18 protein-coding genes and 3 pseudogenes are annotated in these 22406 nt (G+C 33.2%); 18 read left to right on the top strand and 3 right to left on the bottom strand.

The features are described 5' to 3' along the window. Positions 1-153 precede the first annotated feature (153 nt). The 3 genes from THEWI_RS10655 to THEWI_RS10640 all read left to right on the top strand — a co-directional run bounded on the left by THEWI_RS10655 (position 154) and on the right by THEWI_RS10640 (position 7814). Complete coding sequence (locus tag THEWI_RS10655) at positions 154-6093, top strand: dsDNA nuclease domain-containing protein (RefSeq protein WP_014063424.1); 5940 nt, start codon at positions 154-156, stop codon at positions 6091-6093. 889 nt (positions 6094-6982) lie between these two features. Beyond that, a complete protein-coding gene (locus THEWI_RS10645; protein WP_341853105.1) occupies positions 6983-7318 on the top strand; it encodes an EamA family transporter in 336 nt (111 codons plus the stop codon). A 106-nt stretch (positions 7319-7424) separates the two neighbouring features. Beyond that, positions 7425-7814: a secondary thiamine-phosphate synthase enzyme YjbQ gene (locus tag THEWI_RS10640; RefSeq protein WP_014063423.1), complete on the top strand. Its 390-nt coding sequence runs from the start codon at positions 7425-7427 to the stop codon at positions 7812-7814. A 2-nt stretch (positions 7815-7816) separates the two neighbouring features. Here THEWI_RS10640 and ligD read toward each other — a convergent pair whose 3' ends face one another. Then, positions 7817-8740, bottom strand: coding sequence for a non-homologous end-joining DNA ligase (gene ligD / locus THEWI_RS10635; protein WP_014063422.1), 924 nt, complete (start codon positions 8738-8740; stop codon positions 7817-7819). Between the two features lie 14 nt (positions 8741-8754). After that, entirely contained in the window at positions 8755-9567 is an 813-nt protein-coding gene (gene ku, locus THEWI_RS10630; protein WP_003870034.1) for a non-homologous end joining protein Ku, read from the bottom strand. Between the two features lie 122 nt (positions 9568-9689). On the opposite strand from ku, the pseudogene THEWI_RS10625 reads away from it, so the two are divergent. From THEWI_RS10625 to THEWI_RS10600, 7 genes and pseudogenes are all read left to right on the top strand, one after another. After that, positions 9690-10763, top strand: a pseudogene (locus THEWI_RS10625) (serine hydrolase); the annotation flags it as partial. 101 nt (positions 10764-10864) lie between these two features. Then, on the top strand, positions 10865-11152 hold the full coding sequence (locus THEWI_RS10620) for a hypothetical protein (RefSeq protein ID WP_052877868.1): 288 nt from the start codon (positions 10865-10867) through the stop codon (positions 11150-11152). Positions 11153-11460: 308 nt separating this feature from the next. After that, complete coding sequence (locus THEWI_RS10615) at positions 11461-11685, top strand: DUF3006 domain-containing protein (protein ID WP_014063420.1); 225 nt, start codon at positions 11461-11463, stop codon at positions 11683-11685. A 28-nt stretch (positions 11686-11713) separates the two neighbouring features. Continuing rightward, positions 11714-12718, top strand: a complete 1005-nt coding sequence (locus THEWI_RS10610) for a PDDEXK family nuclease (protein ID WP_041589243.1) — start codon at positions 11714-11716, stop codon at positions 12716-12718. A 347-nt stretch (positions 12719-13065) separates the two neighbouring features. Next, positions 13066-14136, top strand: a complete 1071-nt coding sequence (locus THEWI_RS10605; protein ID WP_014063418.1) for a ComEC/Rec2 family competence protein — start codon at positions 13066-13068, stop codon at positions 14134-14136. After that, a complete protein-coding gene (locus tag THEWI_RS15865) occupies positions 14057-14221 on the top strand; it encodes a sunset domain-containing protein (protein ID WP_483027926.1) in 165 nt (54 codons plus the stop codon). Before THEWI_RS10605 ends, THEWI_RS15865 begins: the two co-directional genes overlap by 80 nt. Positions 14222-14287: 66 nt before the next feature. Further along, positions 14288-14941, top strand: a complete 654-nt coding sequence (locus THEWI_RS10600) for a hypothetical protein (protein WP_014063417.1) — start codon at positions 14288-14290, stop codon at positions 14939-14941. 207 nt (positions 14942-15148) lie between these two features. On the opposite strand, the pseudogene THEWI_RS10595 reads toward THEWI_RS10600, so the two are convergent. After that, positions 15149-15552 (bottom strand): annotated as a pseudogene (locus THEWI_RS10595) (transposase); the annotation flags it as partial. Positions 15553-15803: 251 nt separating this feature from the next. Between THEWI_RS10595 and THEWI_RS10590 the strand changes: the two are divergent. The 8 genes and pseudogenes from THEWI_RS10590 to THEWI_RS10555 all read left to right on the top strand — a co-directional run bounded on the left by THEWI_RS10590 (position 15804) and on the right by THEWI_RS10555 (position 22400). Then, a complete protein-coding gene (locus THEWI_RS10590; RefSeq protein ID WP_014063415.1) occupies positions 15804-16538 on the top strand; it encodes a GntR family transcriptional regulator in 735 nt (244 codons plus the stop codon). 80 nt (positions 16539-16618) lie between these two features. Further along, positions 16619-17016, top strand: a pseudogene (locus THEWI_RS15675) (PTS sugar transporter subunit IIA). 35 nt (positions 17017-17051) lie between these two features. Further along, on the top strand, positions 17052-17546 hold the full coding sequence (locus tag THEWI_RS10580) for a PTS sugar transporter subunit IIB (protein ID WP_014063413.1): 495 nt from the start codon (positions 17052-17054) through the stop codon (positions 17544-17546). A gap of 29 nt (positions 17547-17575) precedes the next feature. Next, positions 17576-18349, top strand: a complete 774-nt coding sequence (locus tag THEWI_RS10575; protein WP_014063412.1) for a PTS mannose/fructose/sorbose/N-acetylgalactosamine transporter subunit IIC — start codon at positions 17576-17578, stop codon at positions 18347-18349. After that, on the top strand, positions 18339-19160 hold the full coding sequence (locus THEWI_RS10570) for a PTS system mannose/fructose/sorbose family transporter subunit IID (protein ID WP_014063411.1): 822 nt from the start codon (positions 18339-18341) through the stop codon (positions 19158-19160). Before THEWI_RS10575 ends, THEWI_RS10570 begins: the two co-directional genes overlap by 11 nt. 79 nt (positions 19161-19239) lie before the next feature. After that, positions 19240-20019 carry a glucose-6-phosphate isomerase family protein gene (locus THEWI_RS10565; protein ID WP_014063410.1) on the top strand — a complete coding sequence of 260 codons (780 nt, stop codon included), beginning with the start codon at positions 19240-19242 and terminating at the stop codon, positions 20017-20019. Between the two features lie 26 nt (positions 20020-20045). After that, a complete protein-coding gene (locus THEWI_RS10560) occupies positions 20046-20612 on the top strand; it encodes a glucose-6-phosphate isomerase family protein (protein ID WP_208854398.1) in 567 nt (188 codons plus the stop codon). Positions 20613-20642: 30 nt separating this feature from the next. Continuing rightward, positions 20643-22400, top strand: a complete 1758-nt coding sequence (locus THEWI_RS10555) for a class I mannose-6-phosphate isomerase (protein ID WP_014063408.1) — start codon at positions 20643-20645, stop codon at positions 22398-22400. Positions 22401-22406 lie beyond the last annotated feature (6 nt).

The following is a 22406-nucleotide window of genomic DNA, read 5'->3' as shown; positions in this document are numbered from 1 at the left end:
TAACAAAGCAGACGAGAAAAGCACAATATACATACATAAATGTAGAGTCCAAATCTTTCAACTAGATCAATATTATGACGAAATTTAGGAGTGAAATTAAAACCAAAAAATCAGAAATGCGTAAGATCATGCTATAAGGTTAGGTGATTAAGTATGAATAGGAAGAATCCAACTAGTCCGATTAGGAGCGGACTTGATTTTCAGGATTTATGGGGAGCTTTTCTTTGCGTTGAATGGCTAAAGAACCCTGATAAATATAAATGGATTAGGTTTGAAACAGTTCCTGATGAATTAAATGACCGAAATTTCTTTTTGGATGATATTATTTTGTGTACCCAGGATGATACTTATCATGTATATCAACTTAAACATAAGCAAAATCCCAAAAAAGATAAATGGAACTGGGATTCCCTTTTGAAACAGGAATCCAATTCAAAGGGAGAGCCTAAAAATTCGCTAATACAAAAATGGTTTAAGTCGATGTTTAAACCTGAATTGGATGGTAAGATAAGTTTTGCAGCTTTTGTTAGTAATGGGATAGCAGACGAAGACATACAAAAGTGTTTAGACGGAGATAAAATAGATATCAGCCTTGTTAAGAGTAACTTTCCTGAAGTTTATGCAAAAATAAAAGAACAATTGGTTGACGAGATAAAAATTGAAATATTTTTTAATGAATTTCATTTTTATTTTGGGCAGAAAAATGTTGATGAGTTAGAACAGGAGATAAGAAAAATCCTCCAAGAGGATTTAGGAGTGACCGAGAATGGAGCGACTAATTTGCTTTCTCAAATTCATAAAGAGTCCAGGAAGCCATATACAAACAGAATATTGATAGAACAAATCAGAAATTGGTGTGAATGGGACAATCCGAGGCCTCTTAATGAGAATTTCCAAATACCCGAAGATTTTGTATTTTTCGATCGGGAAATGCATGAAAAGATCATTTCAGATTTAATGAATCCAGAGGGAGGCATAAAAGTATTTTATGGTAAACCTGGTAGTGGTAAAAGTACATATCTCTCAAAACTTCACAAGCTACTTACGGAACGAAAAGTAATTTCAGTTAGACATCATTACCATATTGCCCCCAATGATCCTAATCCTATTGATAGGTTAGAGTCCCAACGAGTGATTGAAAGTATAAAGTATCAGTTTAAGCAACATTATCAATACTTAGGGAATCTTGCCCATAAAAATTCTAAAAATATTACTCTACGTGAGTACATAGCCCAGTTAGCAGGAGAGCTATACGAAAAAGGAAAAGCATTTGTGCTAATAATTGACGGTCTGGACCATGTTTTAAAGTATAGAGACGAAAAGGAGCTTTCAGAATTCTTGAAGGAAGTATGCTATCCTCAACCTGGTTTATGGTTATTAATAGGCATGCAGATGAGTGCTAAAGAGTATTTACCACAAATTATTTTTGAGAAGTGCCCTGAAGAACAATGGATTGAGATTAAAGGGATTTCAAAAGATGCAGTTGAGGAAATCTTAAATGCCAACCTTCTTGGGCTCAATCTCCCTAAGGACAGTTCTCAAAAAAAAGCCTTAGTAGAAAAGCTATTTGGATTAACTGAGGGGAATCCACTACACCTGCGATATACTTTAAGGGAATTGAAAAATAAACTGGGCAATAAACTTTTAACCGTTTTTGATTGCGACGATCTTCTCCCTTATGGTGGAGAAATTTTCATCTACTATAATTCGTTATGGAGAAAACTTCCTGAAACCTCGAAAACATTTGCTTTCCTTGTAGCAATAGCTGATTTTTCTTTTAAAAAATTCCAACTTTTTGAAATCCTTCCCAAATTTGAAGATAACCCGATAAAAATACAGGAAGGGTTTAAAGCAATTTCACATTTGCTTGACGAAAAATCGCAAGGCATCTTCATATATCACAATAGTTTTGAAACATTTATTTTGGACAGACCAGAGCTTCATTTGCAGGAAAAGCCAATTAAACGGATACTTAAAGAATGGCTTGAGGAATCTCCATATGAAGAACTTAAGTGGGCAGAATTAAGGAAACTATATTATGACTTGGGCAACCCTGAGCCAATATTAGAATTAAACAGAGACTGGCTGCTTGATGCTATATGCTATCCAAGGGATCCTCTGAAAATAGTTGCCCAGCTAAGACTTGGTATTAAGGCAGCACTTGAGCGAGGATTATATGGGAAAGCTTATGAGCTCTCCAAGTTAAAAACCTATTATGAAAATTCTCTGGAATATATAGATGAATCGGCAGAATTGATATGGGAAGTTGCTTTTCTTCGTAATGAAAGGAAAGAAGAAATCTACAAAAGGGATCTTAATAAATTATACTCAAAAAATATATCTATTATTGTCGAGGCAGCCGTAAAAGATGGAGAAACAGAAATAATTAATGATGCTATTGAAGTCCTCAACAGCAGGCATGAAAATCAAACCATAAGAACAAAAGGTGATATAGGTGCCGAGGTTCCACAAATATCACGTTATTTGTTAGAGGTTGTTTCTTGTGCTAAAAATATTAGCTCAAAAAAGGTTTATCACTATATTAAGCAATTTAGAAACACTGGTTGGTCTAGCGATCTTTTCGGTATCTATTCGGCAGCCTTGCTAAAAAGCAAACAACTAACTAAAGTTTTAGAACTGCTTGGAATGGAATTGACCAAAGAAGAAAGGAACACTATCCTTAATAATTTGGCCGAATATGGGTTGAAATATAATGACAAAAATATCGATTCAGTAATAAGTGCTGAGAACAAAGCCGATTTAAGTTATTTTTGCTTGCTCTACTTGCTTATCAAAGGGGTTGATATTGGAAAACTTCCTAAGTTACCCAATTATGACGATTTTCCGTATTATGTTAAAGAGTACGAGACAGGAAAGAGAACAGAAAGAGCCAAAATATTCTCGAACAACTTCTTCCTTGGAGTAATGTACGGGCTGCGAGAACGAGAATCGGAAGTCTTTAAATGGATTGAGGGAGCAGAGAAAAGATGGGCTTTGGACGTAATATCTTGTGTCTTCCAAGCGGGAATAGCTATAGCTAAAAAAATTAAAGTCAGAGACTCTATTGAGTATACAACAATATTTGAGTACCTGGATAAGGTAACTAAATTAAGGTTTCCCGAACACAGAGATCTATTAGAACTTCAGCACAGTCTGACAATTGCCCTATCAAACATTTTAAAGAGCATTTATCTTATTAAAATATCCTTGAATCAATCTTCTCTTATAACAATGGAGGAGTATATAAAAATTAATAGCTCTAAATTCTATTCTTCGCAGGAATTTATACAGTTTTTGCTTGAAATAGGGACTCCTATTTTATCGACTGATTCTTTTAGGCATTTTCTAGAGGAGCAAAGAGCATTTTGGAAAAGACATATTACTTATTTCTCAGAAAGGTCTCGATGGTATGCATTGCTGGCTAGGCTAGCATTAATTTATAATGATGTGGATGCAGTTAATGAATTCTTGAATCTTTCTGCATCAAATCTCTTAGGATATGGATACCATAAAGATATGTATCTTGACGAGCTGATGGATGCTATTCGTGAATGTCATAAGTCAGGTTCTGAAAAATCTGTAAAATGGATAAGTGAAATAGCTCCACTTGTGGAAAATGTAAGTGAATATACTGATGGGGATGAGACACGCCATTTTCCTATATTTTTAGCTGAATTGTTGGTAAATGTTAGTCCTGAGCTTTTATATAAATACTATTATCAAAAAGCTTATGAGGAAGATCTTTTTCTTGCGGAGGATATTTTCAAAAATGTTATAAGGTCCTTAAATTTTGAAGCTGATGAAGAAGTATGGTTAGCCACGACAGCACTTGATTCTAATTCCTTTGAAGAATTAAAATCCATAGCGGCGAACAACGAAGGTGCTAACAGAGCTTTAACAATAATCCAGGATTATTTAGGTCCAGTTGATTATTCAGTTAATAATGATTTTTATTCTGGACCTGTTACTTCATCTTCTCCATTTCCAGCTGAGAAAAAGATAGATTACTCGGTTATTACTCCATCTTCTTTGGGACAGTATTTGGATGGGATTGAGACAAAATGGGATATGCGTCAGTTCCTAACTGAATGGTTAAAGCATTGGAATAGTAGAGAAGATGTAGATAAAAGATGTATTTACGATACTATAAAAACTATAGTTGAAAAACAAGGTTTACACAATGCTGATGAAGAAATTCTGGATTTCTTGTATCCGCTAGCATATGAGTTTGACGAAGATATAAACAAAGCCTTTGAATATCTTTGTTGGGCACAAGCTAACCATAGTGGGTGGGGTAAATATTGGAGTGATGAAAAAAGAGTCTTTGAGAGATGGAAGTTTTTAAAAGAATATTTTCCCACAAGGTATATGGAATTCTTCAAAAAAAGTATTTATTATACTGGAGTTCGTTACGGCAGAGGTAGGGAATATTTCGTTCCCCTTTTACGAGGTGTTCAATTCTTCCTATTTTTCGACAAACAAGAATATGCAGAAGAAATAACAGAGGCAGGTATTTTGTTTGCCAAGGAATTGATGGCTGATATAGTATTGCCAGCCAGTAAATGGCTGATGCTTCCTGAGATTGGTGTCATCGATATTTTACTTCAGAGATTGACGTGGCCCAGTCCATTTGTCAGGGAAAGGGCTGCAACAGCTATTGCTTCTTTGTTAATAGATTCTTCTAACAAGATCTTTATTTGGGACAAATTAATAGAATTTATATCTAATCAGAAATTGGAGAGTTTAGTCGCAATAGGTTTGTTGCCTTTAATAAAAGCTGCTTCAACAAGACCCGAAGAAATGAACTATCTAGACATAGATAGATTGATTTCTGCTTTACCCTTAACTTCTGTAGTAATTGATAAACTTGTTAATGAATTGGCTACTCTGTTGAATAAAAAAGTAACTGTTCCGAAGAAGGTTATTGATATCAAGCCTGCGCCATATTTGTATCATCCCAGCGATTTTTTCTTAAAAAATGTAACAGGCTTTTTAGCACCAATTTATTTTGAAATTGCAAAAATGATTTCAGAGCGGACGGGGAAAGATTTTATTAAACAATGGGCATATACGGCAGATGAGATTATGGAGCAATGTGGTTTCCAGAAAGAAGAAAATGAAGTAATGCATTTCTATGGGGGAAGAACTTTGCCTATACTTCTTGGAATGTCTACAAATCTTAGTGAGGTTTATAGGTCAGCCTTTTTAAGGGTTCTTCAATATTATTATGACCAAGGCAATATTTCAAAGGATTTATATCTGAAATATTCATATATAACTTTACCTGTAGAATTATCTTATTGGAAGATAGAACCTCAAAGATGTCCTGATTGGTGGCCAGGGTTTAATACTAATGTGTCAAGTAGAGATATAGATCTCTCCAAGACTGGGCTTTTTGATTCCCTTAATAGGCTTATTAATGAAGAAGGGGACTTTAAAGTTATCGGACTTGATGGTGCAGCTAAACCGTCTGTCGGTTGGAGTAAAGGGAATATTGATACTCGGATAACCATGATTGCCTTTGCATATGAAGTTGTAGGAAATGATATTCCTTTAGCGGAAGAAGTAGCCAAAGAAATTATGTGGTCTTCGCAAAGGCTAATTCCCAAAGCCCCAAGACCTTTTAATATGCTAGAGGCAAGTAACTATGTTATGCAGTTAGAGGAGATTCCTATTGAGATTAATGATTTGGTTATTTTCCCATTAGTATACAGGTGTAAGCCTTTAGTAATATATTTGTGGCAGTGGTTTAGAGACTATCATCCTCCATTTATTTTATCAAAGGACCTGGATAGAGAGATGATAATTAGATTACACAAGAAAGAACTGAACTATTATTATCGTGATAAAGTTATTGTTAGGGTTTTTGATTGGTTAGAAGGGTTAAAGGAAAGAAATGATATAGATATGGAAATTCCACATGGAACATGTATATTAATGAAAACGGAATTTTTGAACAAACTATTGGTTGATTACGGTTTAAGGTTAGGATATGTTGTAAGGATAAATTACAAATTCAAGAAAAGCATTTTTGACAAGGCACAATCATATGAGGAGTATCATTTATTGGGTGTAAGTAGAATAATAATTTAAATGTTATTTGCCATGGAATAGTTTTTCGAACTATATTATATTTTAAGAAAATATTTCTTCTTAGACCCATATTTTGTGTTTAAATATTAGATTATAGGATTATTGGGGTACTTATGGGCGGTATATAATACCATTAAATCGAAATCTTATATTAAAAATTTCGAAAGTCTTACAAACTTTGACTGTTAGACTAATTTAGAAATAAGTCTTAACCTTTACCACTTATTTCCAAACGATGTATATTTCATTTAAATCTTTTCCCTGTGTGAAAAAAGTGGTTCCGTTTGGGTAGGGAAAAGGGAAAGGGTTTAATGGGCAAGTATCATTGAACAAGGTGAGGGATAAGTGGTAAGGCCTTGAGAGATGAGGGTTTTACACCACTTATCCCTTTTTCCTTTTGCCCTTGAACCTGCCCATTCGGACAAACTTTTTTCGCACAAAATAGGAGCATGATTGGGAATTTTTAGTCGAAATATAGCTTATTTACGGAAAAACTTTATTACCTCCCAGAAAATGACATGTAGATTTTATGCGGGTTTGAGGGATTGGAAATGGAAAGGGTTTTTTTAAATTAACAGAAATGTGTATTTTTCATTTATTCCTCTCCTGCATGCGAAAAAAGTGGTTCCGCTGAGGGGTAAGAAAGGGAAAAGGATTAAGGTTCAAGCAGTAGTGAGGAAGATGAGGGATAAGTGGTAAGCCTTGAAAAAGCAAGGTTTACGCTACTTATCCCTTTTTTCCTTGAACCATGATCCTGCCCTTTTGGAAAGACTTTTTTCACACAAATTTGAGATGTATTTGGTAAATTATAGGAAAAATATTACTGCTTCATGGAAAAACTTTATTACCTCCCAGAAAATGACATGTAGATTTTATGCGGGTTTGAGGGATTGGAAATGGAAAGGGTTTTTTTAAATTAACAGTTATTATTTTTTTAGCGTGGGGTATTGTATTTACAACAGGGGGACAGTATGGAATTAAAAGTTTGACAAAACAAAATTGGATCTTTTTGATTCTTTCTGGACTCGCAACAGGTTTGTCTTGGTTATTTTATTATAAGGCAATATCCATAGGTGAAGTATCAAAGGTTGCACTTATTGATAAATCCAGCATTGTCCTGACCTTGATTTTATCTTTTTTTATCCTAAACGAGCAATTCAACGCAAAAACTTTAGTTGCAAGTGTACTCATTACTGCAGGTATATTTGTGATGATATGGAAATAAATGTTGTATTTTTTGATTTTACTTTTTATAGTCCAGGTTGACATGGCATTAAACAATTTGCTATTATAAAAAGCAAATCTAGAAAACAAAAAATGGAGGAATTGTTATGGCTGTTCTGGAGATAAATACATCGGCAAGAGAAGTGATGGTGGATATTACTGATATGGTGATGCAAGAAATTAAGAAATCTGGTATTGTTGATGGCCTTTGTGTCATTTTTGTGCCTCATACAACAGCGGGAATTACAATAAACGAAAATGCAGATCCAACTGTAAGAGAAGATATAATGGCGGCTTTAGAAAGAATAATTCCTAATATACGTTTTAAACACATGGAAGGCAATTCTGATGCCCACATCAAGGCGTCTCTTATGGGAAGTTCAGTAACTCTCATTATTGAAAATGGAAGGCCACTTTTAGGAACTTGGCAGGGTATTTATTTATGTGAGTTTGATGGTCCAAGGAGAAGAAGAGTGTATATTAAGTTTTTGAAGTGAGTTTATTCAAACCTGCACTCTTCTGGTTTTACGTTATACTCAAATTGAATAAAAGAAGGTGCCCTCATCTTCATGTTTTCAGACCATTCCATAAATCTCACTTTACATGTTAGCAAGGGTTTTAACCACTGCACATTTTTTTCTTTAAAGTTATAATAATTATCTGGGGCTTTTATCTCCTTGGCAACTTCATAGAATGCTTTTAATTCCTTCTGGGATAGGCCTGATTCACAACTTCCTATGTTTATTAAATTATTTTCCTCATCGTAAAGCCCCAGTATGAGGGCTGTTTTGTCAGTTCTGTACCCTATAATAACAGCATTTATTACAATAAAATGTTTTGACTTAAGCCAGAGTTTACTCCTTTTTCCTATTAAATATTTTGAATCTGCTTTTTTGGCAACAATTCCTTCAAGTCCTTTTTTCCCTGTCTCTTCAAAAAGCATTTTTCCATGTTCAAATATAAAATCTGATATTTTTATGATCTCGTTTTCTTTAACTGTTTTTCTAAGTATATCTTTTCTCTCTATAAGTGGCAATTCTACAAGAGGTTTGCCGTTTAAGTACAATATATCCCATGTTATGAAAATTACAGGCATTATCTTGCTTAAAAGATTTATTTTTAATAAATTTTGCTGATGCTTTCTTGACATAATGCTTTTGTAACTAGGCTTGCCGTTTTTTAAGACTACAAGTTCACCGTCAAGTATTGCTTCTTTTGCTTTTATTTGCTTATGAAGTAATGCCAAATCTGGAAACTTATAGGTTATATCAACAAGCCTTCTATCTTGAAGTCTTGTTTTACTAGAAAGGAAAGCAATAGTCCTTGAACCATCCCATTTGATTTCATATATCCACTCGGGGCTATCAAAAGGGTCACTGCTGGATGCCAGCATAGGTGATATTTTTTCTTCTATCATAGACATATTCAATCTTCCTTTTATGCGCCTTTTCTTTTGCGTCCTTTTTTTGCTTTTTCTTCATTCTTTACAGATTCAATACTCGCTTTTAATGCACTTACTAAATCAAGAACATTATCGGCTTCAGGTGCTTTTTGGGGAATTTCTACATCTTTGTCCTGTATTTTTGACTCAATCATTTCAATTAACGCTTTTCTGTAGCTATCATCATATTTTTCGGGTTTAAAATCGGAGGTCAAAGTATCAATAAGTTGTTTGGCCATTTTTATTTCATTTTCCTGTAAGCTGACTTCTCTTAAGGGAGGAAGCTGGTTTGCGTTTTTTATTTCATCAGGGAAATGCATTGTTTCCATGACCATGTATTTTTCATCATACACTCGTATGCATGCGAGGTTTTGCTTTGACCTAATTACCACTTTCGCTATTGCAACTCGCTTTGTTTCTTTCATAGAATCTCTTAAAAGTACATAAGGCTTTGTACCAATATCTTCAGGTACAATGAAATATGTTTTGTCATAGTATATGGGGTCTATTTGTCCTATATCGGTAAAATCTACTATATCAATGGTTTTAACTGTTGGCATAGGTATTCTTTCCAAATCTTCATCATCTATAATGACAAATTTACCTGGTTCGTATTCATACCCTCGTACTATTTCCTCATCTGAAACGGGTCTATTACATACAGGGCATATTTTTTCATATTTTATGGGGGATTTACATTCTTTGTGAAGTTGCCTAAAATGTATGGCATGGTCTTCTGTAGCGGTATACAGTTTTATGGGGATACTTACAAGACCAAAACTTATTGCTCCTTTCCACATTGAGCGCATATTTAAATCACCTCATAATTAATATCCCCATTAAGAAACTTTTTATTTATAAAATCATATTTGTAAATTGGTATATATGGATATATATATTTGTTGAAATATGATGTTATATACAGTATAATATGGAGTTGAATGGGGGGATAAAATTGAAGAATATAAAAAAGATACTTTCATGGATTCTTATTATTGCTATTGTTGTATTGATACCTATATTTTCGTATGCAAGAAATCTTCCAAAATTCACTTTTGGGTCAAGGCTTTTATATAGCGGGACGTATGGAACTGATGTAGAAGAATTACAAGCTATGTTAAATAAAGCGGGATTTGATACAGGTACTGTTGATGGCATATTTGGTAAAATGACATTAAATGGAGTTTTAGACTTTCAAAGGTACAAAAATTTTGTACCCGATGGAATTGTAGGTCCTAAGACATATGCTGCTCTTGAAACTGTTTCCTGGGCTGACCCGATAGTTTACTCTGTCAAACCAGGGGACAACTTATACTTTATAGCAAAGCGCCATGGAACGAATGTCCAAAATATAATGGATGCAAATGGATTAAATGATGGGGATAGTTTATATGTTGGGCAAAAGATTTTAATTCCTCATCCGCCTGTTGAAGTGCCGCAGCAATTGAACAATGCTACAAATTATCAAGAACTTAAAAATAACATTCAGGTATTAATATCTCAATATCCTGGTAAATACGGAGTTTACTTTATTGACTTAAATACAGGGCAAACTTTTGAAATAAACGGTTATGATTCGTTTATTGCGGCAAGCACTTATAAAGTACCTCTTAACTTTTACCTTTATACTCTTATAACCGATGGAAAAATAGACCCTAATATGAAAGTGCAATACACTCAAGCTGACTATGAAGGGGGTGCCGGTTCTATACAGGCAGACCCTGTTGGAAGTTATTATACTATAAGAGAGCTTTCAAGACGTTCGATTGAAGAGAGTGATAATATAGCATCAAATATGATTATGAGAGTTGTAGGGAGGGATAACTATATAAAATTCATGGAAAGCTTAGGAGCAAATGTAATACCTTATAACAGCAATGTTACTTCCCCAAGAGATATGAGTATGTATATGGAAAATCTCTTAAATTATGTGAAGGCTCATCCGGATACAGCTGGAGAATTGATGTATTATCTCAAAAATACCATATACAACGATAGAATATCTTAATTGATAATTTAAAAGTTAGAACTCATGACGATAGATTAAATGAATTAATAGATATTGCTGTAACAAAAATTAAAAAACCAAGACAAGAAGACAGGATAATGGCTTTAGAAAAAATATGGGATGCATTTGAAAGACTAAAAACGTTTTATACAGATGACAAAAAAGAATCTGTCACAAAGTTAATTAAAAAAGTAGCTGGTAAAACAGCAAAATTTGATGCTCTTTTAGAGGAGGAATTCAAAATTTTAACACGTATATGTAATGAGTATCAAATAAGACATTTTGAAATTGATAAAATTCAAATAGAATCTTTACAGCAAATTGATTATCTCTTTTATAGAATGATTGCTTTAATAAACTTATGTTTACTAACAATTAATTTGTAGTTTTTTAATTGGAGTAAAGATACTGGCTAGCTAGTTTCAAATAATAAGAAACTTTTTGTAAATAAAATCAGGTACTTTTATTACAACCGATTCTCTCGCTAAGTACTACAAGGCTTGTAAGCAAAATTTTCGAGGTAAAATATACTTAAATAAAACAAAGTTAAGCTTCTAATAAACAGCAGAGGTTATTAGATGGATTTTTACACTTCTTATTGAATTTGCAGGCTCATTTTCTTATTAGCCCATATTATACAAACTTCCGATGTGGTCAATAGTGGTAGATGAACAAGGAGAAGGAGGCATTAGGAGTGCCTGAAAGAACGCAAAAACTGTGCATTATAGACCGCTTTGAAGAAGGTTGGGTAGTAATCGAATATGGAGAACAATTTTTTAACTTTCCCAAAGAACTTCTTCCCAAAGAAGTAAAAGAAGGCGATATACTTAAATTCAATGTAGAAATAGACATTGAAGAGACTGAGAAGTGTAAAAAGGCTATTGAAGGCCTTGCGAAGGAACTTTTCACCGACGAGTAAATCGGTGGATTTGAAATGGGGTGGATGTATGGCGACGGAAATAAAAGTGTGGCAGATTATTAACGGCAATTTGGAGCCTATTGAAACAACAATGGTTGAAGCAGGACGTAAAGAAATAGAAGACCTTGAAAAATGGATTAAAAGCAATCCCAAAATCCTTGGTGAAGATGTATTAATTATAGGGGAACAGGTGCCAACAAAATCAGACCCAATGGATTTTCTTGGTATAGATAAATCAGGAAATCTTGTTGTGATCGAATTAAAAAGAGATAAACTCCCAAGAGATGTACTAACACAAGCCATTGATTATGCCTCAGATGTTTCTTCATGGGATGTTGATAAGCTTAGCGAGATATGTACTAAATATACTGGCCAAAGTTTAGAAGATTACCTCAGTGAGAAATTTGAAGAAATTGATCTGGAAGATTTAACTATAAATAAGACGCAAAGAGTTCTTCTTGTCGGTTTTTTGATTGAGGAATCGTTACAAAGAATGATTGAATGGCTTTCAAATAATTATGGAGTTAGTATCAATGCAGTCATTTTGAAATATGTAAAAACAAAGAATGGCGAAGAGCTTATCGCCCGAACAGTAATAATACCGGAAGAGATCGAAAAAGAAAGAATTAGAAAAAGACAGCTTGAAATTTTAATGTCCGACGAACCTGGGAAATACAACGAAGATGAACTTAGAGAGCTGCTGATTAACTATTTGTCAGAGAATAGAATTACTCCTCGTCGAATAAGGGAAATACTATTTCCTCTGTGTTTGGAGCACAAGTTTGTAAATAGAGAAATGATAAAAAAAGAATTACTTAAAAGAAAAGAAGCCGAAAACGATACACAGGCAGGTATTATATTGACCACCATTTCTAGAGAGATTGGAATTGCTAAAAGAGATTATTTAAGGCAGATTATTCAATATGATAAACCTAACCCATGGGAAAAAGAAAATTATAGACTAGTAGAGCATTATAGAAATTTAGTAAAGAATGTATTAGAGATGTTGAATAAACAAAAAGAAGAAAAGTGATATGCTGCGTTACAAGTTCAGCTGCGGTCGGGAATTAAACATGATTGGGATCGGGTACTAATGATCGGAATAAAGGAAATTAATAATATGGTGTCTCAGCTGTCACGAAGTATACCTGAACTTTACATCATAAACTAATTCGAAGGTTACTGAGAAACGATTGAATACGAAGTAAAATTCTTTACCTTTCCAAAAGAGCTTCTTCCCAAGGACGCAAAGAAAGCGATGTATTTAAATTCAATGTAGAAATGAAAATTGAAGAAACTAAGAAGTGCAAAAAACTGTTGAGGACCTTGCAAAATATTTATTTGTAGATGAATAAATATAGGAGGAAACAACAAACCACGTTGAAGAAGAGATTACTCTCACTGCTTTTAATTTTCATTCTTCTCCTATTTTCCTTTGCAGGCTGCTCAGGTACAACAAACATAGACCAACAATCAACGTCAATACAAACACAGCAAGTGAATGCTGTCCAGACACAACAAACAAATACGCAGGAAACCAATCAGGCAGCACAGCAGCAGTCTAATAAAAGCACAAATACTTCAGTGTCAGGCAAACTCACAGCAAGCTTTATAGGCATGGGACAGGGCGACAGCATATTCATTCAAACACCATCAGGTAAAACAATGTTAATAGATGCAGGAGTTCCTGAAATGGGCAGCAGAGTAGTGGACTTCATAAAAAGTCGTGGAATCAATAAAATAGACATACTTGTCGGTACACACCCTCATGCGGACCATATAGGTGGTATACCGGCAGTAATAGAAAACTTTCAAATAGGCAAATTTTACATGCCTAAAGTAACAACAACCACAAAAACTTTTGAAGATGTTTTAAGAGCAGCAAAAGCAAAGGGACTTTCAATAAATATTGCAAAAGCTGGAGTTGCATTTGACCTTGGTAGCGATGTAACTGCAAAAATGATTGCACCTAATAATACATCTTATGATGATTTAAACAATTATAGTGCGGTAATAAAGCTCACATACGGAAATACCTCTTTTCTATTTACAGGAGATGCAAGTGCCCAGTCTGAAGAGGAAATGCTCAGCAAAGGATATGATTTAAAAGCAGACGTATTAAAAGTAGGACATCATGGAAGCTCTTCAGCTACAACATGGGTATTTTTAAAAGCAGTCAGTCCAAAATATGCTGTAATTTCAGTTGGTAAGAATAATGATTACGGTCATCCTCACAAAGAAACAATGGAAAAACTCAAATCTCTTGGTGTAACAGTATACAGGACGGATGAATGCGGAACAGTAGTTGCAGTAAGCGACGGCAGGACAATTTCATTCAATGTTAAACCGGGAGATTACACAGCCGGCAGCAGTGGAAACAGCAGTACATCAAGTACATCTTCGTCAAAAACTTTTCAAAGCCTGCCGTATATATGTAGACAGCAGCGGTAGGAGCTTAATTAAAGGCAATATCAACAGCAAAGGAGAGAAGATATACCATATTCCAGGAGATCCATGGTACAACAAAACAAAATAGGTTATCCCATATGTATTTTATTGTAAAAGTAAAATATAAACTTATTTGGAAGGAGTTGTTTTAAAAATGGATAACATCAATACAGAAAAAATATTGGGTTTATACGAAGAAAATTATCCTTTTGTCCATTTTGAAATAATAGATGAAAATGGTAATTCTTGTGGAACATATAACAATAATTTAATAAGAGTCTACTTGCCACAAGTAAAAGAATTATACGATAAATGTATAAAAATAGCAAAAGACAATAAATTTTGTGATTTTACTCTATATGATTGTATTTCCTATACTCTTGACCATGAATTAATTCACCATGATATTGAGAAAACTATAATAGCAAAATATGGTTATACTAATTTTTTAGGATATGCGGAATATCTCTTCTTGAGTGAAGCAATTGTTAATTACAAGCAGTATATTGACTATCATAAAAATAATAAAATAAAATTTTCTATTATAAAATCTAGATTACTTGATTTAATAGATGTGATTAAAAACATACATGAAAATAATGAATTATATGGAGAAAATAAAATTAAAAAACCAAAGCCGATAGAAAAAGGTTTTAACTTGCGTCAAAAAAACTATTCGGATGAGAAAATTATTAATTTTTATGGTGGTTTAATAGGCTGTCAATTGGCTTACAATGAAGTAAAAGACAACTGGAATGACGAATTAAATAATTTCAACAAAAAAATAGTATCTTTGCAAAATATTTGAATCAGTTTGCCGATGATATATTAAGTTCTGCAAATAATTATGAAAACATTACTGAAGAATTATTAAATAAAATGCAAAGAAAGAATGATATTTTTATAAGTCAGAATGGTCTTAAAACATATATTTAAAATCTAGTAATGAAGGAGTAATAATTTAAAATACAGAAATTTGGAATGTTATTTCAACAGTAATTACGGCAGGAATGGCTATTGCTACTGCCTGGATGGCGATAATGCCCATATTTTTGAGGATATTGACCTGATTTTGAAAGATAGAGGTCAAATAATCATGAGAGAACTCATTAATAAAACGGCGAAAAATCCATTAAGAAGGAAGAGGTTTAGAAATATCGAAGCCATAAAGATGAGCAATGATAAGATTGTTGCGGAGATAATCTAAAAGGTCAGAAATTGTACCAAATCTTAGAGCTTAATAACAATAAAAACTCTAAACATTCCATGATGAGAATAACCCTTACGTCCATGATTAGAGGAAGGGAATTCAGGTATTGAAGATAGGTCAAGATTTTTAAACATAGAAGAATAGAAATCAATTTTAGACTGAGAGGTAAAAAGCTCAGGTATATTTAAAAGTAATTGAAGTTGGTACATGTAGGATTTCCTCCTCCTTAAAAAAATTTTTTATAGTGTATATATAATAATTCGACAAATGGGAGGGGAAATCCTACATAAAAGATAAAAAATTCAAGAGTGATAGTGAAAAAGTATGTCTACAAAGTGGCTTAAATGAAGGCTTTTGGATTTTGCACAAGTCTATAGACTTAATTAATTTTTTTAAAACATTTGGGTTGAAAACATGGGATTTTATATAATTTCAACATAACATGTAAAGAGGCGATACTGTGATTAAGTCAAAGTTAGATTATAGCAAAGGCGCTCAGCCATTATATTTTCAAATCAAGCAGATTTTAAAAGAGAAAATTGAGACTGGTGAATATAAACCAGGTGATATAATTCCTTCAGAAAGAGAATTACAAGAGCAATTTAAAGTAAGCAGAATTACTATACGACAAGCTATAAATGAGCTGGTGGGAGAGGGATATTTATCTCGCAAGAGAGGAAAAGGTACTATTGTAATACCTCATAGAATTGAAGAGATGTTATCAAGAATCAGAAGTTTTACAGATGAAATGATTTTGAGAGGATTAAAACCTTCTACTTCAATAGCGCAAATAAGTATTCAAGAAGCTTCTAAAAAGGTTGCGTTAGCTCTTAATATTAAAGAAGGAGATAAGGTATATAGATTAAAAAGAGTAAGATGTGCAAATGATGAGCCGATTGTTGTATTTGACACTTATTTACCAAATTTCCTTGAACTTCCACTTGATGATAATTTATATTATGGTTCTTTATACAAACTTCTTGAAGAGACAAATGGAATTAAAATTACCGAAGCTATAGAGTATATTGAAGCAACTGTTGCCGATAAAGAAATTGCTAATTTGTTAGAAATGGAGGTGGGGTATCCAGTTCTAAAAACAGTAAGAACTTCCTTTAATGAGAGGAAGAATCAGATTGAATATACAGAATGTTTCTATAGGGGTGATAGGTATAGGTATTTTGTTACATTAAAATGAAAAAAGAAAGGAGGGTTTTTTATTCTAAAAAGATATAACATTATAACAAAATAACATTATTACATTAAGGAGTAGTAATTATGGTTGGAATTATATTGATTTCTCATGGTAAATTAGCAGAAGGACTTCTCGACGCAGGAAAAATGATTTATCCGAATATTGAAAACGTTGAGACGGTGATGCTTTCAAATATGGAAGGAATTGAAAAATTTACTTTTGAATTAAAAAAACAATTGATGGCTTAATAACCTGTGAGGAAGTTTTGCTAATGTGTGATTTACAAGGTGGTAGCCCATATAATGTGAGTTTAGAACTTGCAATTAAAAAATATTCAAATAAAAATATACGAGTAATTTCTGGTTTAAATTTACCAATGTTTTTAGAAATAATTGCAATGAGAGACACTGCTAATTTGGAGGAACTTGTTAATATAGCTATACAAACAGGTAAAGAAAGCATTTTTGCTCCTGAAATATAAAAATTGCCAATAGAATAATTGAGGGGGTTATTAAAATGCCAATAACACTTGTCAGAGTGGATGATAGAGTTATTCATGGACAAATTGTAACAAGGTGGGCGAGAGAGAAAAAATGCGACGAAATAATTGCTGTGGATGATAAAATAGCATCAGATAAAGTTCTTTCTATGGTTATGAAAAATGCCGCTCCTCCTGGCATAAAATCTAGTATTTATACTATCAAAGATGCAATTCCTAAAATTATTGAAGCAAGGGATTCCCAAAAAAATTACTTTATTATTGTAAAAACTCCCATTACTTTACTTAAACTAATTGAAGGGGGGTGTGATTTTATAAAAGAAGTAATTTATGGGCCCTCAAGTGCGAGGCCAAACACAGTAAATGTTGCTCCAAATGCATCTCTGACGTATGAAGAAATAGAAGCGTGTGAACAATTGCATAATTGGGGGGTAGACATAACATTTCAACTTGTACCTGACAGCAAAATGTATAGATGGAGTGACATAAGAGAAGAGTTTGTAAAAAAATAAAATTAAAAAATTAAAAGGGAGGATTTGAAATGCTTTTAAAGGCAATATTAATAGGTATATTTTGCTACCTTGGTTCTTTGAGTACGCCGTGGATCTTAGGTACAACAGGCGGATGGTATACACTAACACGTCCTCTTGTTTCGGGAATGATTGTCGGTCTAATACTGGGAGACGTACAAAAGGGTATTTTAATAGGAGTTGCTGTACAGGCAGTATATATAGCTTTGATAACACCCGGAGGTACAATGCCGGCAGATCTTAATTTTGTGGCTTATCCTGCAATTGCACTTGGTGTATTATCAGGTGCTGACCCTAAAGTTGCTGTAACACTTGCTGCTACAATTGGTATTGCGGGAACAATCGTATTTAATTTCATGATGGTATTAAATTCTGTATATGCCCATATGGGTGATAGATTTGTGGAAAAGGGTGACTTTAGAGGAATTGTATTAGTAAATGCAGTTTATCCGCAGATAACGAATTTTCTTTTGAGGTTTATACCTTCGTTTATTGCGGTTTATTTTGGAGCACCATATATACAGCATTTTGTAACTGCAACACCTAAAGTTGTTATTGATATTATGAGTGTTCTTGGCGGTATGTTACCTGCAGTTGGTATTGGTATTTTATTAAAACAGGTTGTTAAAGATGTCTCCTTGCTAGCATTCTTTGCTGTTGGTTTTATAGCAGTGGTTTTCTTAAAATTGAACATGGTCGCACTTGCTATGTTAGGTATTGCTTTTGCTGTAATGCATTATAAATATAGTTCCTCAAATAAGGAGGCAATTGAAAATGAGCAATAGTGCAAATGTAAAGAAACTCGAAAAGAAAGATTTAATCGCGGGATGGTGGAGATGGCTTTTCTTCAATTTGTCTTCAATGAGTTTTGAAAGATTAGAATCATTTGGATTTTGTCATTCAATGATTCCAATCATAAAAAAATTATATGACAAAAAAGAGGATCAAATAGCTGCTTTAAAAAGACACTCCGCTTTTTACAATACAGAACCTCAAATTGGCAGTATAGTAAATGGTATTGTGGCTGGATTAGAAGAAGCAAAAGCAAATGGAGAGGATGTTGATGAAGAAACTATTCAAAGTGTTAAAGTAGGATTAATGGGTCCTTTAGCAGGAATAGGAGATTCTTTAATTCCTGGTATGCTTATACCAATCTTGTTAAGTATAGGGATGGGGCTTGCTTCTGGAGGAAGTGTTTTAGGGCCTATATTTTATATAGTGACGTATAATCTCATTATAGTTTTAGGCACCTATTATTTATACATGAAAGGATATAGTTTAGGTCTGGATTCTGTAAAAATTTTAATAGGAGAACAAGCTAAAAGGATAACGGAATCGTTTATAGTACTTGGAATGATTGTAATTGGAGGAATAGCAGCTAGCTACGTTAATCTTTCAACTAAGTTGGTTTATAAAAGTGGAAATGTCAACATTGAGTTTCAAAAATTACTTGATAATATTTTCCCTCATTTATTACCTTTTTTGCTAGTTATAATAACGTGGTATTTAATGTCGAGAAAAAATGTATCTGCTTTAAAAATGATGATAATCTTGCTTATAACAGCAATTGTAGGAGTTTTACTTGGAATATTTTAAAAAACCGGGCTTTTGCCCGGTTTAGCATTGAATATTGATAATATTTTAAATTATATTAATATTGGGAGTGTGTATAATAATGAGACAATATTATGGAATTGAGATAATACCGACAAAAGAACCTCTGGGTTTTATTTATGGTAAAAATGTATTTGGGCCAGAAGTAGAGTATAGAAGATTAGAAGATATCAGAAAAAGTTTATTAGATCCTATGTGTGAAGGACCAGAGATAGTATATGCTATAGCAATGGATGTAGGAAAAAGTAAAGATAAAAATGTATTAATAAAGAAAAACTTACTATTTGGTATAGTAACTTATGCTTCTGGTAGGTTGGGGAAAGAACCTGTAAGGTCACAAGGACATATCCATGCTTTGTCAAGGTATTGTAATTGTTCAACGCCGGAAATATTTGAGATTTGGACAGGTGAAGCAGTTATATATATGCAAGAAAAAGTGGAGGATAATCCTGATAGATGTTTTGCAGTATACGCAAAACCTAAAGACATTGTAATAGTTCCCCCGGGTTGGGCACATTATACTGTAAGCGCTAATACAAAAGAACCTTTAACATTCTTAGCACTATGTGTGAGAGATTATGGTTTTGAATATGAAAGAATAAGAAGTTATGGTGGACTGGCTTGGTACCCAATTTTAGAACATAATGACAAAATAGAGTGGGTAAAAAACAATCGATATAAAGAACATGATTTAACAATAAAAGATCCAAGAAATTATGATGAATTTTCTATCAAACAAAATGTGCCTTTATATGAACAATTTGAAAAAAATCCAGACATATTTGAATTTGTTTCAAATCCTAATATGGTCCAAAGGCTGTGGAATAATTTTATTCCATAGTTTCTGGATAGTTAATGAAGGGAGAAATGTTTAAGATGAATATATTAAAACCAAAACTACAGTTTGACAGGGTAAAAAATATTTTGGTTGGAATAAATGTAAAACATTACAAAAAACATTTGAAAGATGTTTTACATTTATATGCAGATGCTGATGTTTCTATTTATAATCATGAAACTATAATGTATGAAGTTTATTCATACGGAGAAGGCGATGAAGATAAACAAGGAAATTTATTATATGGACTTACTGTAATGTATCCAGTTTATATTAAAAATGAATGCAATATGACGCAAGGACATTTCCATGTTGATAAAAATTGTGCAGAATATTATTTTGGCATAGAAGGTGAAGGATTGTTATTACTGATGAATGAGCAAAGAGAAATGTATGTGGAAAAAGTATTTCCTGGGTCCATTCATTACATTGATGGTAAATATGCACATAGATTAGTTAATACTGGAGATTCGGTTTTTAAAGTGGCAGCTTGTTGGCCAACAACAGCAGGTCATGATTATGAAGCTGTCAGAAAAGGAGAATTTCCATATAGAGTATATAAAATTAATGGCAAAATTGAGTTTGTTAAAAGATAAAATTATATTTATGTTTAAGGAGGTTTCGATGTGAGGTACAGAGCAACAATATCAAATTTCAACAAGGAACCTGAAGTAGTTATACATGGGTATGACAATTGTGCATGGGAAGGTTATTCTGATATATTAAAGGAAATTAAAAGCAAAATAAACAAAGAAAAATTCATTATTACAGTGGATACCTATTTGGGAGTTAGGGAAAGTGAGGTTTTAACAGCTTTCAAAGATGGATTAAAACCTACATTAATAATAAAGAGTGATGACATTTTTTATGAATGTAACAAATTAACTGAGCTGATGCAAAGAAATTTAACCGATGATAGGGTTTTTGGTATTATGTATTACGGAACAATCTATGATTTTATAGATACTGAAAAACTACAAAAAGCTAAAAGGGCAGTTGAGGAAGTAGAAAAAGGATTAATTCTTATCTATGGTTTTGCAGCTAGTGTTGTAAACAGAGGAGATATTCTTATATATGCAGATTTGGCTAGATGGGAAATACAGCAAAGATTTAGAAGAAACGAATTAGGTAATTTTAAACTAGATAATTTTGATGAAGATGTTTTACGAAAATATAAGAGAGCCTTTTTCATAGAATGGAGAATAGCTGACAGACATAAAAAAACTCTTTATGAGGAAATAGATTATTTACTTGATACTAATATATATGATAAACCCAAAATGATTACTGGAAACGCTTTTAGAGCTGGGTTAATAGAGGTAACGAAACGACCTTTTGAATTGGTACCGTATTTTGATCCTGGGGTATGGGGAGGTCAGTGGCTGAAAGAAGTATGTGATCTTGATAAGACAAAAGAAAACTATGCTTGGTGTTTTAACTGTGTCCCAGAGGAAAATAGTCTTTATTTAAGGTATGGAAAAGTTAGAATAGAAATACCCTCGTTAAATGTGGTATTATACAGACCCAAGGAACTCTTAGGTGAAAAAGTCTATGCGCGATTTGGTGCAGAATTTCCAATAAGATTTGATTTTTTGGATACAATGGATGGAGGTAATCTCAGCCTTCAAGTCCATCCCACAACCGAATATATTCAAGAAACTTTTGGAATGCATTATACACAAGATGAAAGTTATTACATTTTAGATGCTAAGGAAGATGCACATGTGTATTTAGGATTGAAAGAAAATATAGACAAAGAAAGTTTTATTACTGAACTTAAAGAAGCGGAAAAAGGGAAATTAGAATTTGATGCGGAAAAATATATAAACAAATTCCCTGTCAAAAAACACGATCATCTTTTAATCCCAGCAGGTACTGTCCATTGTTCAGGTAAAAATTGCATGGTTTTAGAAATAAGCGCTACTCCTTATATTTTTACTTTTAAATTATGGGATTGGGGACGGGTAGGTCTTGATGGTTTGCCAAGACCTGTGCATATAGATCATGGTGTCAAAGTTATCCAATGGGGAAGAACTACAGAATGGGTGAAAAAAAATCTAATTAATAAAATAGAACTCATAGAGGAAGGAGAAAACTACCGAGAAGAAAAAACTGGATTACATGAATTAGAATTTATAGAGACGAGAAGACATTGGTTTAGTGGACCAGTAAAACATAACACGAATGGAATAGTAAATGTGTTGTGCCTTGTGGAGGGTGAAGAAGCTATTGTTGAAAGTCCGGAGAATAAATTTGAGCCTTTAATTGTACATTATGCAGAAACATTTATAGTACCTGCTGCTGTTGGCGAGTATACGATAAGACCTTATGGAAAGAGTAAAGGAAAAACAATTGCAACAATAAAGGCATATGTTAGATGTTAGAGAACA

The sequence above is a fragment of the Thermoanaerobacter wiegelii Rt8.B1 genome, from assembly GCF_000147695.2.
Lineage (GTDB): Bacteria > Bacillota > Thermoanaerobacteria > Thermoanaerobacterales > Thermoanaerobacteraceae > Thermoanaerobacter > Thermoanaerobacter ethanolicus.
The sequence above is the reverse complement of the archived record's forward strand: the minus strand, read 5'-3'. Positions and strand labels throughout refer to the sequence as shown.

Bases quoted from the DNA above. Each gene is read 5' to 3' on its own strand.
- THEWI_RS10575 (WP_014063412.1), top strand. From the start codon at position 17,576: ATGCTTTTAAAGGCAATATTAATAGGTATATTTTGCTACCTTGGTTCT.
- THEWI_RS10655 (WP_014063424.1), top strand. From the start codon at position 154: ATGAATAGGAAGAATCCAACTAGTCCGATTAGGAGCGGACTTGATTTT.
- THEWI_RS10580 (WP_014063413.1), top strand. From the start codon at position 17,052: ATGCCAATAACACTTGTCAGAGTGGATGATAGAGTTATTCATGGACAA.
- THEWI_RS10620 (WP_052877868.1), top strand. From the start codon at position 10,865: ATGGCTTTAGAAAAAATATGGGATGCATTTGAAAGACTAAAAACGTTT.
- ligD (WP_014063422.1), bottom strand. From the start codon at position 8,740: ATGTCTATGATAGAAGAAAAAATATCACCTATGCTGGCATCCAGCAGT.
- THEWI_RS10570 (WP_014063411.1), top strand. From the start codon at position 18,339: ATGAGCAATAGTGCAAATGTAAAGAAACTCGAAAAGAAAGATTTAATC.
- THEWI_RS10600 (WP_014063417.1), top strand. From the start codon at position 14,288: ATGGATAACATCAATACAGAAAAAATATTGGGTTTATACGAAGAAAAT.
- ku (WP_003870034.1), bottom strand. From the start codon at position 9,567: ATGCGCTCAATGTGGAAAGGAGCAATAAGTTTTGGTCTTGTAAGTATC.
- THEWI_RS10610 (WP_041589243.1), top strand. From the start codon at position 11,714: ATGGCGACGGAAATAAAAGTGTGGCAGATTATTAACGGCAATTTGGAG.
- THEWI_RS10640 (WP_014063423.1), top strand. From the start codon at position 7,425: ATGGCTGTTCTGGAGATAAATACATCGGCAAGAGAAGTGATGGTGGAT.
- THEWI_RS10565 (WP_014063410.1), top strand. From the start codon at position 19,240: ATGAGACAATATTATGGAATTGAGATAATACCGACAAAAGAACCTCTG.
- THEWI_RS10560 (WP_208854398.1), top strand. From the start codon at position 20,046: ATGTTTAAGATGAATATATTAAAACCAAAACTACAGTTTGACAGGGTA.